Consider the following 14009-nt stretch of genomic DNA (forward strand, 5'->3'; position numbering starts at 1 on the left):
GATGAGCGCCCAAGCCAAGGTGAAGATGGCCCAGGTCCTGAAGGACCTGGGCGTTGACGTTATCGAGGCCGGCTTCGCCGCCGCCTCGCCGGGCGACGAAGACTGCATCCGCCGCGTGGCGGGCGAGATCGAGGGGCCGATCTTCTGCTCGCTGTCGCGCGCCAACGAAAAGGACATCGACGCCAGCTTCCGCGCCCTGCAGCCGGCGCCCAAGTCGCATCGTCGCTGCCACACCTTCATCGGCACCAGCCCGATCCACCGCACCGCCAAGCTGAAGATGTCGACCAACGAAGTGCTGTCGACGGCCGTGCGTTCGGTCGAATACGCCGCCAGCCTGTTCGACGACGTCGAGTTCTCGGCCGAAGACGCCTTCCGCACCGAGCCCGAGTTCCTGGCCGATGTGATGGAGGCCGCCGCCGATGCGGGCGCCCGGACCCTGAACGTGCCCGACACCGTCGGCTATGCGACCCCGGAAGAAGTGCGTGAGACCTTCCGCGCCCTGGCGGCGCGGATCCACAAGCGCCATCCGCACGTGATCTTTTCGGCCCACTGCCACGACGACCTGGGCATGGCGGTCGCCAACTCCCTGGCCGCCATCGAGGGCGGGGCGCGTCAGGTCGAGGGCGCGATCAACGGCATCGGCGAACGGGCCGGCAACGCCTCGATCGAAGAGGTCATCATGGCCCTGAAGGTCCGCGAGGACCGTTACGGCGTCACCACCGGCGCCGACAGCCGCCATCTGGTGCGGGCCTCCAAGATCCTGTGCGAGATCACCGAGACGGTCATCGCCCGCAACAAGTCGGTCGTCGGCATCAACGCCTTCGCCCATGAGGCCGGCATCCATCAGCACGGCATGCTGGCCGACAGCCGCACCTATGAGATCATGCGGCCCCAGGACGTGGGCTTCGAGGGCAGCTGGTTCGTGCTGGGCAAACACTCCGGCCGTCACGCCATCGCCAAGCGGGCCGAGACCATCGGCCGGCCCATCGAGGGCGAACGCCTGGCGGCCGTGGTCGTCGGATTCAAGCAGCGCGCGGATCAGATCGGCGAGATCAACGACGCCGAACTGATCGCCATCATCGATCGGATCGACGGCGTGGCGGTGGCCCAGTATGCGTGAGATCGGGCTGAACCCCCGGACCCTGTTCGACAAGGTCTGGGACGCCCACGTCGTGCGGTCGGAAACGGCCGATACGCCTGGCGTGCTGTATATCGACCTGCACCTGGTCCACGAGGTCACCAGCCCCCAGGCCTTCAGCGAGATCGAGACGCGCGGCCTGAAGGTGCGTCGTCCCGACCGGACCTATGCGACCCTGGACCATTCGACACCGACCCTGCCGGCGGGGCTGAACGGGCTGAAACCCTATGTCACGGCCCAGGCCGAGGCCCAGGTGCATCGGTTGGAGAAGAACTGCGCCGCCCACGGCGTGCCTCTGGCCGGCTGGGACTCAGACGATCGCGGCGTGGTCCATGTGATGGGACCGGAGCTGGGCCTGACCCAGCCGGGCATGACCGTGGTCTGTGGCGACAGCCACACCGCCACGCATGGCGCGTTCGGGGCTTTGGCCTTCGGCATCGGCACCTCGGAGGTCGGGCATGTGCTGGCGACCCAGTGCCTGCTGCAGCGCAAGGCCAAGGCCATGCGGGTGACTGTGGACGGACAACTGCAGCCTGGCGTCTCGGGCAAGGACGTCGCCCTGGCCGTCATCGCCGCCATCGGCTTCGGCGGCGGCACCGGCTATGTCATCGAATACGCTGGCGAGGCGGTGCGGTCGCTGGACATGGAAGGGCGGATGACCCTGTGCAACATGTCCATCGAGGCGGGCGCCCGCGCGGGCATGATCGCCCCGGATCAGACGACCATCGACTGGCTGCGCGGCCGTAAGCACGTCCCCGCCGACTATGAGGCTGCGACGGCCGAATGGCTGAAACTGTCCAGCGATCCGGGCGCGGTGTTCGACAACGAGGTGCGGATCGACGGCGCTTCCATTCTCCCCATGGCGACCTGGGGTACCACGCCGGACGCCGGCGCGCCCATCGGTTCGCCTGTGCCGCAGCCCCAGTCGGACTCTGATCGCAAGGCCATCGCCTATATGGGCTTCACCGCCGGAGAGGCGACGACCAGCCAGCCGGTGGACGTGGTCTTTATCGGTTCCTGCACCAACGGCCGCCTGCCCGACCTGCGCGCCGCCGCCGAGGTGCTGCGCGGCCGCAAGGTCAAGCCCGGTCTGCGCATGCTGGTCGTTCCCGGTTCGGAAGCCGTGCGGCGCGACGCCGAGGCGGAAGGCCTGCACGAGGTCTTCATCACCGCCGGAGCCGAATGGCGGATTCCCGGCTGTTCGATGTGTATCGCCATGAACGGGGATTTCGTCGCGCCGGGTCAACTGGCCGTCTCGACCTCGAACCGCAATTTCGAAGGCCGCCAGGGCAAGGACGCCCGCACTATCCTGGCCAGTCCCGCGACGGCGGCGGCGACGGCGGTGGCCGGGGTGCTGACCGATCCCCGCGTCTTTTTGAGCGAGGCAGTCGCCCTCAAGCAGTCGAGCGCCGTGCGCGAGACGGTAGGAGCGCAAAATGTCTGAGCCCTTCCAGATCCTGACCTCGAAAACTGTGACGCTCAGCCAGGCCAATATCGACACCGACCAGATCATCCCCGCGCGCTTCCTGACCACGACGTCGCGCGAAGGCCTGGGCAGGGCGGCCTTTTATGACTGGCGCTATGAGACGGACGGATCGGAAAAGCCCGAGGCGATTCTGAACCGGATCGACCCGGCTGAGCACCGCATCCTGCTGGCGGGCAAGAATTTCGCCTGCGGTTCGTCTCGCGAACACGCGCCCTGGGCCCTGTACGACTATGGGTTCCGGGCGGTGATCTCGACCGAAATCGCTGACATTTTTACATCTAACGCGTTGAAAAACGGCCTGCTGCCGATCGTCGTCAGCCAGGACGTCTGGGACGATCTGGCGTCGCAGCCGGATCAGCCGGTCACGATCGACCTTCAGGCTAGCCAGATCCGGCGCGGCAATGCCCAGCCTGTGCCGTTCGAGGTCGAATCCTTCGCGCGCGAATGCCTGCTGAACGGGGTGGACACCCTGGGCTGGCTGCAATCAAACCTGCCTGAGATCGAAGCCTATGAGCGTTCGAGAGAGACCGTCTGATGCCCCATACCGCCCCCAAGACCTATAATATCGTTCTGCTGCCTGGCGACGGCGTCGGGCCGGAGGTGACGCGCGCCGCGCGCGACGTGCTGGCGGTCATCGGCGACTTCTACGGCCACAGCTTCAACTTCACCGAACATCTGATCGGCGGGGCCGCCATCGATGAGACGGGCGAGCCCCTGCCGGAAGCGACGCGGGCGGCCTGCGTCGCCTCCGACGCCGTCCTGCTGGGCGCGGTCGGCGGGCCCAAGTGGGACGGCGGCAAGCGTCGGCCCGAAGAAGGCCTGCTGGCGATCCGCAAGGCCATGGGCCTGTTCGCCAATCTGCGTCCGCTGCAGGTGTCGCCGGTGCTGGCCCACCGGTCGCCGCTGAAGAAGGAGATCGTCGAGGGCGTCGATCTGATCGTCTTCCGGGAACTGACGGGGGGCGTCTATTTCGGCGAGAAGACCCGCACCGCCGACCGCGCCACCGATCTGTGCGAATATACTGTGCCCGAGATCGAGCGCGTGACCCGCGCCGCCTTCCAGACCGCCCGCCTGCGGCGCGGCAAGGTGACCTCGGTCGACAAGGCCAATGTCATGGAGACCAGCCGCCTGTGGCGCGAGGTCGTGACCCGTATCCACGCCGAGGAATTTCCCGAGATCGAGCTGGAGCACGCCCTGGTCGATTCCATGGCCATGCACCTGATCCGCAAGCCGCGCGAGTACGACGTCATCCTGACCGAGAACATGTTCGGCGACATCCTGTCGGACGAGATTTCTGTGCTCGGCGGCTCGATCGGCCTGCTGCCGTCGGCATCACTGGGGACCGAGGGGCCGGGCCTGTTTGAGCCGATCCACGGCTCGGCGCCGGACATCGCCGGCCAAGACCTGGCCAACCCGGTCGGGACGATCCTGTCGGCGGCCCTGCTGCTGCGTCACAGCCTGAAGCTGGAAGACGAGGCCGATTCGATCGAGGCCGCCGTCGCCGCCGTTCTGGCCGCCGGGGCCGTCACCGCCGATCTGGGCGGGGCGCTGGGCACACGGGCGGCGACGGAAGCGGTGATCGACGCCATTCGCGCCATCCACTGGGCGGCGGCGCATCGGGTGCAGATGCACTGGGCCTGAAGCACGTTCGGGCGGAAATGGGCCCAAACGACCGGCGAATTTCCTGCCTCACAACCTTGGCTGTGAAGACACGAAACTAATCCCTGAGGCGCATGAACCGCACGGTTCATGCGTCTCATGCTTTTTTATGTGTAACCGTTGCAAGAAAGTTGCACCGCCCGCGGTGAATCCCCTTGCGTGTTTCGCGATTGCAGTAAAACCTTCGCAACTGCGAGATTGCATAGGGGGTACTAGCTCATGTCGCGGACAACGAACCGACTTGTGGGGGCCGCAGGGCTCCTTCTTCCAACACTCTGCCTCATGGCCGCCGGAGCGGCCAATGCGCAGGACGCTGCGCCGGCCTTGCTGGGCCATCAGGCTGTGCTTGAACTGGATAGCGCAGGCACGTCGTGGCTGGGCACATCCACCGCCTTGGTTCTGCTGATGACCCTCCCCGGTCTGGCGCTGTTCTACGGCGGCATGGTGCGCAAGAAGAACGTTATCGCCACCATCACCCAGTCCGTCGGCGTCTTCGCCGTGGTGGCGCTGGTGTGGTTCATCGCCGGCTACAGCCTGGCCTTCGGCGCCAACGGCAATGCGGCGCTTCAGCCCTATATCGGCAGCCTGGACATGCTGTTCCTGAACGGCGTGTCGCTGCAAACGGCCAACGCCCTGCTGCCAGGCATCCCCGAGTTTCTGTTCATCTCCTTCCAAATGACCTTTGCCATCATCACGCCTGCGCTGGTGACCGGTGCCTTCGCCGAGCGGATGAAATACTCGGCCCTCCTGCTGTTCACCGCCCTGTGGTCGCTGCTGGTCTATGCGCCCATCTGCCACTGGGTCTGGGGCGGCGGCTTCCTGGGTAGCGCCGGCGTGCTGGACTTCGCAGGCGGCGCCGTCGTTCACGTCAACTCGGGTGTCGCAGGTCTGGTCTGCGCCATCTTCCTGGGTCGCCGCAAAGGCTATGGCATCGAGCCGATCCTGGCGCACAATCCGGTCCTGACCATGATCGGCGCTTCGCTGCTGCTGGTGGGCTGGATCGGGTTCAACGCCGGTTCGGCGGGCGCCGCCAACGACCTGATGGGCGTGGCGCTGCTGAACACCATCCTGGCCGCCGCCGCCGGCGCCCTGACCTGGAAGATCGTCGAATATATCGAGAAGAAGAAGGTCTCCCTGGTCGGCATGCTGTCGGGCGTCGTCGCGGGTCTGGTCGCCATCACCCCGGCGGCCGGCTTCGTCGATCCCAAGGGCGCGGTCATCATCGGCCTGATCGCCGGTCCGGTCTGCTACGCCTCGTCGGTGTGGATCAAGAAGTTGCTCCGCTACGACGACAGCCTGGACGCCTTCGGCATCCACGGCGCAGGCGGCCTGATCGGCGCCCTGCTGACCGGCGTGTTCGCCACGACCGCGATCAACAGCCTGTCGGAAGGCGCCAACGTCGGCGCCCAGGCGCTGGGTCTGCTGTGGACCATTGTCTACAGCGCTGTCGGCACCCTGATCATCCTGTTCATCTGCAAGTTCACCACGGGCCTGCGCGTGAGCGAGGCGGAAGAAGCCGCCGGTCTGGACACCTCGCTCCACGGCGAAGCGCTGGAACACTGAGCTGAGATCGGGCGCGGCTCCCAAACCCCGCGCCCGACCTTTCCGACCTCGAACAGAACAAGCACAATAAGGGGATAGACTATGAAGAAGACCACCATCCGCGCGGCAGCCGCCGCAACGCTCGCCATGGGTCTGATCGGCCTCGCCGCGCCGGCCTCGGCCCAGAGCACCGTCGATGTCGCCTGGAACGTCGGCGTCGTCAGCGACTATGTCTTCCGCGGCTTCAGCCAGACCGGCGAGGATCCCGCCATCCAGGGCGGCGTCGATCTGACCTCGGGCGGCTTCTACGGCGGCGCCTGGGCCTCGAACGTCGATTTCGGCGATGACACCGATGCCGAAGTCGATCTGTACGGCGGCTATCGCACCGAGGCTGGCGGCTTCGCGCTCGACTTCGGCGTGATCGGCTATCTCTACGTCGGAGAGCCCGACGGCGCCGACTATAACTATGCCGAGTTCAAGGCTGCAGCGTCGCGCGCGGTAGGCCCCGCCACCTTCGGCGCCGCCGTCTATTACTCGCCCGACTTCTTCGGCATCGACGACGAGGCGACCTATGCCGAGGTCAACGCCGCCTTCAGCCCGGCCGACAAGTGGACGATCTCGGGCGCCGTCGGCAAGCAGTGGCTGAACGTGACGGACGACTACACCACCTGGAACGCCGGCGTGGGCTATGCCCTGACCGACAAGGTGGGCCTGGACGTCCGCTATTACGACACCGACGTCGATGGCGTGCCCGGCGCCGAAGACCGGATCGTGGGCGCTATCAAGCTCGCCTTCTGATCCCGCGCGCAACTGAAATGGAAAGGCCCCGGAGAGCGATCTCCGGGGCCTTTTTCGTTCAGCGGGCGTAGCGGTCGTGGACGGGATCGTAGCTGTCCCAGACCTTGCCGTCGGCCAGCGACCGCAGCAGCTTCAGATATTCCGCATGGGTCCAGGCCAGGGGCGTGGCCGAATCCGTGTTCTGACCCAGGGCATAGGCCTTGGTCGTCGGATCGCCCACGCCGTCCCAGACCTGTTCGGCCAGCATCAGCCCGTCATTGGCGAACCGCTCCATGCCGCGCACATAGGTCTGGCGGATGGCGGCGATATCGGCCGCCGAGGGGGCGCCGTTCACGCTGACGCGGGCCAGCTCATAGTGACCGCGCTCGCCGGTGAAGAAGGGCCAGACCCGGCCGCGCTGACCGGGGCTCATCTCGCCGCCGACGCCATAATTGTCGCCCGTGACATGGTCTTCGCCATAGCCATCTACGCCGTACCGACGCCAGCCCGGCGTCTTGTCGCCCTCGGGACCGAAGTCGTAACGGACGCGGTAGAGGGGCTCCAGCGACTGGTCGTCATAGACCGGCAGGGTGGACAGGATGTGCGGATCGTCCGCCTTGCGCACGCCGTAGCGGACCAGTTCCAGGAAGCCGCCGTCCACGACCCGGTCTTCCGCCGGTGCGATCTGGCCGTTGGCGACCCCGATGGGGGCCTTGTCGTTCGGGTTCTCGTTCTGAGTGATGCGGATGTAGTAGCGGCCGTCTCCGAAGTCGCCGTTGGTGGTGAACATCCGGTCTTCGATCTTGGACGCATAGCTGTCGGCGGCGATCTGATACCGCGTGGCGCTCGTCGCATCGCCCGAGGCGCGCGCCATTTCGGCCGCGACCGTCAGGCCGGCGACCACGGCGGCGGTGCTGGACGGCGAATAGCCCTGCTGCTCTTCCCAGCGTTCCTGCTGGGTGAAGGGCGGCTTGATCTCCGCGTCGTTCCACAACAGCCCGACCTTGCCGCCATCGACCAGGAAGTCGGCGGCCGGCTTCAGCATGGCGTTGTAGTGCTCGGTCATCTGGGCGTCCGACAGCCAGCCCATCTTCCACAGGCGATAGCCCAGCATGATCGGCATGGCGGTCTGGTCCAACTGGACCGCGACCCATTCCAGTTCGCCGTCGACATGGGTCTTCTGCAGGAACCAGCCGCCGACGCCGGTATTGCCCGGCGTGTTCGGACCGACCTGGACCTGGGGCAAATAGTTGAAGGCCGCGAGCGGCGTCTCCTTGTCGCCCAGCGCCGCCAGCGCCATTGCCACCTGATAGAAGTCGCGCGGCCAGACGGCCTTGTAACCGGTGGAGGATTTCGACGCGTCCACCGTGTCGCCCCACGGGTTGGACAGCGACGCGATCAGGGCGCCGGCGTGGGTGCGATCCTCCTGCACCTTCAGCATCAGGGCCGAGGCATAGGCCAGCTTGCCGCCGTCGGTCGCCTGCTGCGCGATGCGGGGCAGTTCGGTCAGAGAGGCGACATAGTCCTCCCAGCCGGCGCGCTCGCCCTCGCCGTTGAACCGGGCCAGAACCTCGTCGAGGCCGGTGGCGAACGCGCCGTCCGCCGCCGCCTGGGCCGCCGCCTCGCTGTCGCCGAAGCCGATGACGAAGTCGCGGCTGACGCTCTGGCCCATACGGAGGGTCGGCAGGGCGCCGGTCATCATCGTGTTGCCGGCTGTCTCGGCGGTCGAGGCGTAGGTCCAGTCCAGCTTGCCGTCTTTCAGATCGGTCAGACCGTCGGATGCGCCGACGAATCCGACGCTTGCGGCTGCAAAGGCCTCGCTGGGCTTCAGCACCAAGTGCGTATTCCCTTCCCAGGCATGGAAGCCTTGGGGCGTCACGGCGCCGCGATCTTCGACGCCGGTGTTGGCGACGTGCGGCTCCAGCAGCAGATAGGGCGTGGCCTCGCCGCTCAGGGCGGTGATGACGACCCGCAGCACCAGGGCGTTGCGGTCGGGGTCGGTGAAGATGCGCTTCTCGATCTCGAACCGGCCGGCCTTGTCGCGGGTCGTGACCTTGTAGGCGGGCGACAGGGGACGCCCCTGCGCGTCCACGTGCAGATATTCGGTCTTGGCCGTCGTGTCCTCACCCTCCAGCGCCAGGCCTTCCGGTGTGACGACGGCGAAGCGCAGGGCCTTGATCTGGGCCTCGTGGATCAGGCCGTACATGGTCTCGGTCAGGACGCCGTCGGCGATGGAGAACCAGACCTTGGACACCGCGCCCGTCGGGCCGCCCTCGCGGTACTGGCCATCGACATAGGCTTCATAGGATGCGCCGGCGCCGGTCTTGGCGGCGCTGGACCAGACGGGTGGGGTGCCCGGTGCGCCGGGGGCTACTGACTGGGCTGAAGCGGCCGAGGCGAGGGCCAGGGCGGCGACGCCGGCGAGGCAGAGGGTCTTTGACATACGCATGGAGGTCCTCACGGATTGCGCGTGGGGGGAAGCGAGCGGGACTCGCGGACGAACAGCGCGCTGACCGCAGCCAGCACGAAGGAGACGGCGCCCAGCACCAGGGCCCAGATCGCCTGGCCGTCGAACAGGGTCTTCAGGATCAGACCCAGGACGGTGGCGGCCAGCAGCTGGGGCACGACAATGAAGATGTTGAAGACGCCCATATAGACGCCCATCTTCCTGTCCGGCACCGCCGCCGACAGGATGGCGTAGGGCATGGAGACGATCGAGGCCCAGGCGAAGCCGACGCCGATCATCGGCAGCCACAGCAGGCCCGGCTCGCGGATGGCGAAGACCCCGAACAGGCCCGCCGCGCCCAGCAGCAGCATCAGGGCGTGGGTGGCCTTGCGGCCGATGCGCTTGGCCAGCACCGGCAGGGTGAAGGCCGCCAGGGCCGCCACGCCGTTATAGACGCCGAACAGAACCCCGACCCAGTCGGCGCCGGTCGCATAGGCGGCCGAGGTCGTGTCGGTCGTGCCGTAGTGAACGCGGGTCACGGCGGCGGTGGTGTAGATCCACATGGCGAACAGGGCGAACCAGCTGAAGAACTGAACCACCGCCAGGCCGCGCATCGTAGCGGGCATGCGGAAGATGTCGTTCAGGATCTCGGTCGCGGCGTTGACCATGCGGCGGCGCTGCATCATGCCGACCGCGATCTGAAGCAGGCCGAAACCGGCGAAGAAGCCGGCCAGAATCAGCAGCTCCTTTTCCAGGTTCAGCGCGCCGATCAGGACAAAGCCCAGCGCGCCCAGAACGGCGCAGACCAGGCCGGAGGTCATCCAGCCTTGGACGCTTCGGGCCGGCGCTTCGGGGCCGTCGTCGGCGGGGGCGCCCAGGGCTTCCTGCTTGGCGCGCTCGAAGGCGGCGATCTGTTCGGGGCTGTATTCCTTCGTGCTCAGCACGGTCCACAGGACGGCTGCGAACAGGCCGGCGGCGCCGACATAGAAGGCGATCTTGACCGACAGGGGCACGACGCCGGCCTCGGCCGTCGAGGCGATGTTGAAGACGTTGGACAGCAGCCACGGCAGGGTCGAGGCGAAGACCGCGCCGGCGCCGATGAAGAAGCTCTGCATCGCATAGCCGGCGGTGCGCTGCTCCTCCGGCAGATTGTCGCCGACGAAGGCGCGGAACGGCTCCATTGTGATGTTGATGGAGGCGTCCATGATCCACAGCATGGCTGCGGCGAACCACAGGCTGGGGCTGTTGGGCATGGCGATCAGGGCCAAGGTGGTCAGTATGGCCCCGACCAGGAAGTAGGGGCGGCGACGCCCGAACCGGGTCCAGGTCTTGTCGCTGAAATGGCCGATGATCGGCTGGACCAAGAGCCCCGTCAGCGGGGCGGCGATCCACAGGATGGCCAGCGAATCCACCTCGGCGCCCAGGGTCTGGAAGATGCGGCTGGTGTTGGCGTTCTGCAGGCCGAAGCCGATCTGGATGCCGAAGAAGCCGACGCACATGTTCCAGATCGCCAGGCCGGACAGGCGCGGGCGGTGGGCGAGCAGGGTCATGGACGGACACCCGATCCTTCTCCCCTAGGGGGAGAAGGTGGGCGGCGAAGCCGCTCGGATGAGGGGGCTGCCGGATGCGGATTTCGCGTCGGACGATCGGGGCGCTGAACCAACCCCCTCATCCGTCTCGCTCCGCGAGCCACCTTCTCCCCCGAGGGGAGAAGGAGATCAGTGGCGATGCTCATCTCCGACGGCTCCGGCCCAACGGCACGAAGCGGATCGCCTGACCGCCGCCGGGGGCCAGGGCCAGGGTCAGGACTTCGGCCGAGGTGACCTCGCGCTGTTCGATGACGATGTCCTCGCGCTTGCCCTTGTAGTCGGCCTCTGGACCGTCGCGATAGATTTCGGCCCGATAGCGACGTCCGCTGTCGAGGAAGTCCAGCGGTGCGGACAGGACGCGAGGATGCTCGTCGGTGACGGCCCCCAGAGCCCAGATGTCCGTGCCGCGTTCCTTGCGGGCGGTGACGACATAGTCGCCCATTTCGGCGGCCAGGGTGCGGCTCTCGTCCCAGTCGACCGGCACGTCCTTGATGAATTGGAACGGGCCGGGATTGTTCTCGTAGTTGACCAGCAGGTCGGCGGCCATCTGGATCGGGCTGTAGATGACGACGTAATAGGCCAGCTGCTTGGCCCAGGTGGTCTGGATGCCCTGCGGGCTGCGCGTCTCCATGCCGAAGATGCCGGGCGTATAGTCCATCGGCCCGGCCAGCAGGCGGGTGAAGACCAGGTTCGGGACATGCTCGGGCGGGTTCGACGGGTTACCCCAGGCCGAATACTCCATGCCGCGCTGGCCCTCGCGGCTGATGATGTTCGGATAGGTCCGGCGCAGGCCTGTGTCCTTGAACGGCTCGTGGGCATTGATCGCGACCTTGTGGCGGGCGCCCGCCTCGACGACCTTCATATGGTGCTGGGCCATCGCCTGGCTCTCGTGCCAGGCCATGACCATCTGGCCGTCCGGCCCGGCGACGCGCGCGCCCTGCGCATCAGCCACATAGCCGGTCTTCACCGAATGGACGCCGAGGCGTTCATACAGGGCCATCGCCGGTTCGAGCTGCTGCTCATAATGGAAGGCGTTGCCGCCGGTCTCGTGGTGGCCGATCAGTTGCACACCCTTGGACCGGGCGTGGGCGCAGACCGCCTCGATGTCGAAATCGGGGTAGGTCTCGGTGAAGCTGAAGTCCGAGCCGTTGGCGAACCACTGGCCGTCCCAGCCCTTGTTCCAGCCCTCGACCAGGACGCCGCCGAAGCCGTGCTTGGCAGCGAAGTCGATGTGCTTGATCGTGTTTTCCGTGGTCGCGCCGTGCTTGGGACCGGCGTTCCAGCTCTTCAGTTCCAGGTGCATTTCCCACCAGACGCCGACGTATTTCATCGGCTTGAACCAGCTGACGTCGCCCAGTTTGTTGGGCTCGTTCAGGTTCAGGATCAGGCTGGAGTCGATCAGACCCGCCGCGCTGTCCGAGATCTGAAGCGTGCGCCACGGGGTGTTGAAGGGGGCCTCGCGCACCACGGCGGCGTTGGTCAGGCCGGGCGTCAGCTGGGCGCGGAAGTTGGTGCCCTCGGAGCGGCGCAGGTTCATGCCGGCGTAGTCGATGCAGGCGGCCTCGTGGATCGAGACGTGCAGGCCCGACTGGCCCTTGACCGTCATCGGGGTCTGGGCGCTGCCCACCGCGTCGATCGGCGTGCGGCTGTAGAGGTATTCCTCGCGGTTCCATTCCCAGGCCGGGCACCACAGGGCCTCGCCGTTTTCGGCCAGGTTGAACTCGGTGATTTCCGACCCAATGCGCACGGTCTTCAGCGCGGCCTGGTCCGGGAACTCGTAGCGGAAGCCCAGGCCGTCGTCATACAGTCGGAACACCACGTCCACGCGGCGTTGCAGGCCCGAACGCTCGGCATAGGACACGCGCCATTCGTTGTAGTGGTTGCGGATCAGGCGACGCTCGCCCCAGGGCTGCTCCCAGGTGTCGTCCACGGTGACCGGCTGGCCGGCGGTGATGGCCAGGCCGCGCTCGATGGCGGGGGCGTCGGTCAGCAGGAAGCCCAGCTTGGACGGGGCCACCACGACCCGGCCCTGGCGCAGGACCGAATACATCGGCCGGCCGTCGTTGTCAGTGAAGGCCTCGACCGTCAGCATGCCGCCGGGCGAGCTGGCGCGGGCATGGGTCGGCGTGGTCTGGGCGCGCACGCCGGTCGCTCCGAAAGCCAGGATCGAAGCGCCGCCAAGGGCCAGGAAGGATCTGCGTTGCATCATGGGAACTCCGTTACGCCGCCTCTTGCCAACCGCCGCGAACGGTGGCTGAAATATTTGCAGAAAAATTTGCAGCGTCGCCATGCTGCTGTGAGGACCCGCGACCTTGAGCCGCAAGACAACCCGTCTGGAAGACATCGCCCGCCTGGCGGGGGTGTCCATCGCCACCGCCTCGCGCGCGCTGAACGACAGCCCCGCCGTCAACGACCGCACCAAACAGACGATCTGGAAGCTGGCCAAGGAACACGATTATCCGTTCCGGCGCCACATGCCCGCCGGCCCCATCGGCGCCCAGGGCACCATCGCCCTGGTCGTGCCGCGTCCGCAGGGGCGCGAAGGGCGCCTCAGCGATCCCTTCTTTCTGGAACTGCTGGCCGGGGTGGGCGAGGCGGCGCGCGAACGCGGCTGTGACCTGCTGATGAGCCATATCTCGCCCGCCAACTATGACGAGCTGTCGGGCGCGCTGAACACCAGCCGCGCGGACGGGGTGATTTTCCTGGGGCAATCCAGCCTGCATTCGGCCTTCAACCGGCTGGTGGACGCAGACCATCGCTTCGTCGTCTGGGGCGCCGAACTGCCGGATCAGGACTACTGCTCCATCGGCTCGGACAATATCTCGGGCGGGCGTCGTGCGACCCTTCACCTGGCGCGGTTGGGACGAAAGCGCATCGTGTTTCTGGGCGACCTGGATCCGCCCGAGGCGATGCAGCGGCATCGCGGCTATCTGGACGCCCTGGCCCAGGCCGGACTGGCGGTCGAGCCGGACCTGATCGTGTCGGCCCATTTCGAGGTCGAGTCGGCCGAGGCCACGGTGGACGCCCTGATCCGACGCGGCGTCGCCTTCGACGGGGTGGTGGCCGCCTCCGACCAGATCGCCCTGGGGGCCGTGCGCGCCCTGTTGCACGCCGGTATCGACGTGCCGGGCCAGGTCTCGGTCATCGGTTTCGACAATGTGCCGTTCAGCCGCTACTCGCGCCCGGCCCTGTCCACCATCGCCCAGGACACGATGAAGGCCGGCCGGCTGATGGTGTCCAAACTGCTGGACCACGGCGGCGCCGACGTCGGCGCCGGCCGGTCGGAGCGGGTGCCCACCGAGCTGATCGTGCGCGAGACCTGCGGCGGCTGAACCCATCCTCAGACCGCGAACAACAGGCCGGCGAGGGGCG

Annotated in this window: 10 protein-coding genes; 7 read left to right on the forward strand and 3 right to left on the reverse strand. The window is 67.0% G+C overall.

Annotated features, from left to right (window positions below; all coding sequences use genetic code 11):
- The 6 genes from ACK4MH_RS15250 to ACK4MH_RS15275 form a co-directional block, all read left to right on the forward strand.
- On the forward strand, positions 1 to 1120 hold a 1120-nt coding region (locus tag ACK4MH_RS15250; RefSeq protein WP_409719887.1), incomplete at its 5' end, for a 2-isopropylmalate synthase.
- Positions 1113 to 2582 (forward strand): 3-isopropylmalate dehydratase large subunit, encoded by a 1470-nt coding sequence (leuC, locus tag ACK4MH_RS15255; RefSeq protein ID WP_409719888.1) that lies wholly within the window; start codon positions 1113 to 1115, stop codon positions 2580 to 2582. The genes ACK4MH_RS15250 and leuC, both read left to right, overlap by 8 nt.
- Positions 2575 to 3159: a 3-isopropylmalate dehydratase small subunit gene (gene leuD, locus ACK4MH_RS15260; protein WP_409719889.1), complete on the forward strand. Its 585-nt coding sequence runs from the start codon at positions 2575 to 2577 to the stop codon at positions 3157 to 3159. The genes leuC and leuD overlap by 8 nt, the downstream gene beginning before the upstream one ends.
- Positions 3159 to 4265, forward strand: a complete 1107-nt coding sequence (gene leuB, locus ACK4MH_RS15265) for a 3-isopropylmalate dehydrogenase (protein ID WP_409719891.1) — start codon at positions 3159 to 3161, stop codon at positions 4263 to 4265. The genes leuD and leuB overlap by 1 nt, the downstream gene beginning before the upstream one ends.
- Before the next feature lie 237 nt (positions 4266 to 4502).
- Positions 4503 to 5846: an ammonium transporter gene (locus tag ACK4MH_RS15270; RefSeq protein WP_409719893.1), complete on the forward strand. Its 1344-nt coding sequence runs from the start codon at positions 4503 to 4505 to the stop codon at positions 5844 to 5846.
- 81 nt (positions 5847 to 5927) lie between these two features.
- Entirely contained in the window at positions 5928 to 6623 is a 696-nt protein-coding gene (locus ACK4MH_RS15275) for a TorF family putative porin (RefSeq protein WP_409719895.1), read from the forward strand.
- A 58-nt stretch (positions 6624 to 6681) separates the two neighbouring features.
- On the opposite strand, the gene ACK4MH_RS15280 is transcribed toward ACK4MH_RS15275, so the two are convergent.
- The 3 genes from ACK4MH_RS15280 to ACK4MH_RS15290 form a co-directional block, all read right to left on the reverse strand.
- Positions 6682 to 9051, reverse strand: coding sequence for a glucan 1,4-alpha-glucosidase (locus tag ACK4MH_RS15280; RefSeq protein ID WP_409719897.1), 2370 nt, complete (start codon positions 9049 to 9051; stop codon positions 6682 to 6684).
- 8 nt (positions 9052 to 9059) lie between these two features.
- Positions 9060 to 10598: an MFS transporter gene (locus ACK4MH_RS15285; RefSeq protein ID WP_409719899.1), complete on the reverse strand. Its 1539-nt coding sequence runs from the start codon at positions 10596 to 10598 to the stop codon at positions 9060 to 9062.
- Positions 10599 to 10779: 181 nt separating this feature from the next.
- The gene (locus ACK4MH_RS15290; protein ID WP_409719901.1) at positions 10780 to 12846 is read right to left on the reverse strand and encodes a glycoside hydrolase family 97 protein; all 2067 of its coding nucleotides are present in this window, start codon (positions 12844 to 12846) and stop codon (positions 10780 to 10782) included.
- A 103-nt stretch (positions 12847 to 12949) separates the two neighbouring features.
- Between ACK4MH_RS15290 and ACK4MH_RS15295 the strand changes: the two genes are divergently transcribed.
- A complete protein-coding gene (locus ACK4MH_RS15295) occupies positions 12950 to 13969 on the forward strand; it encodes a LacI family DNA-binding transcriptional regulator (RefSeq protein ID WP_409719903.1) in 1020 nt (339 codons plus the stop codon).
- The last annotated feature ends 40 nt before the right edge of the window (positions 13970 to 14009 follow it).

Source organism: Brevundimonas sp. (assembly GCF_046295075.1).
GTDB lineage: Bacteria > Pseudomonadota > Alphaproteobacteria > Caulobacterales > Caulobacteraceae > Brevundimonas.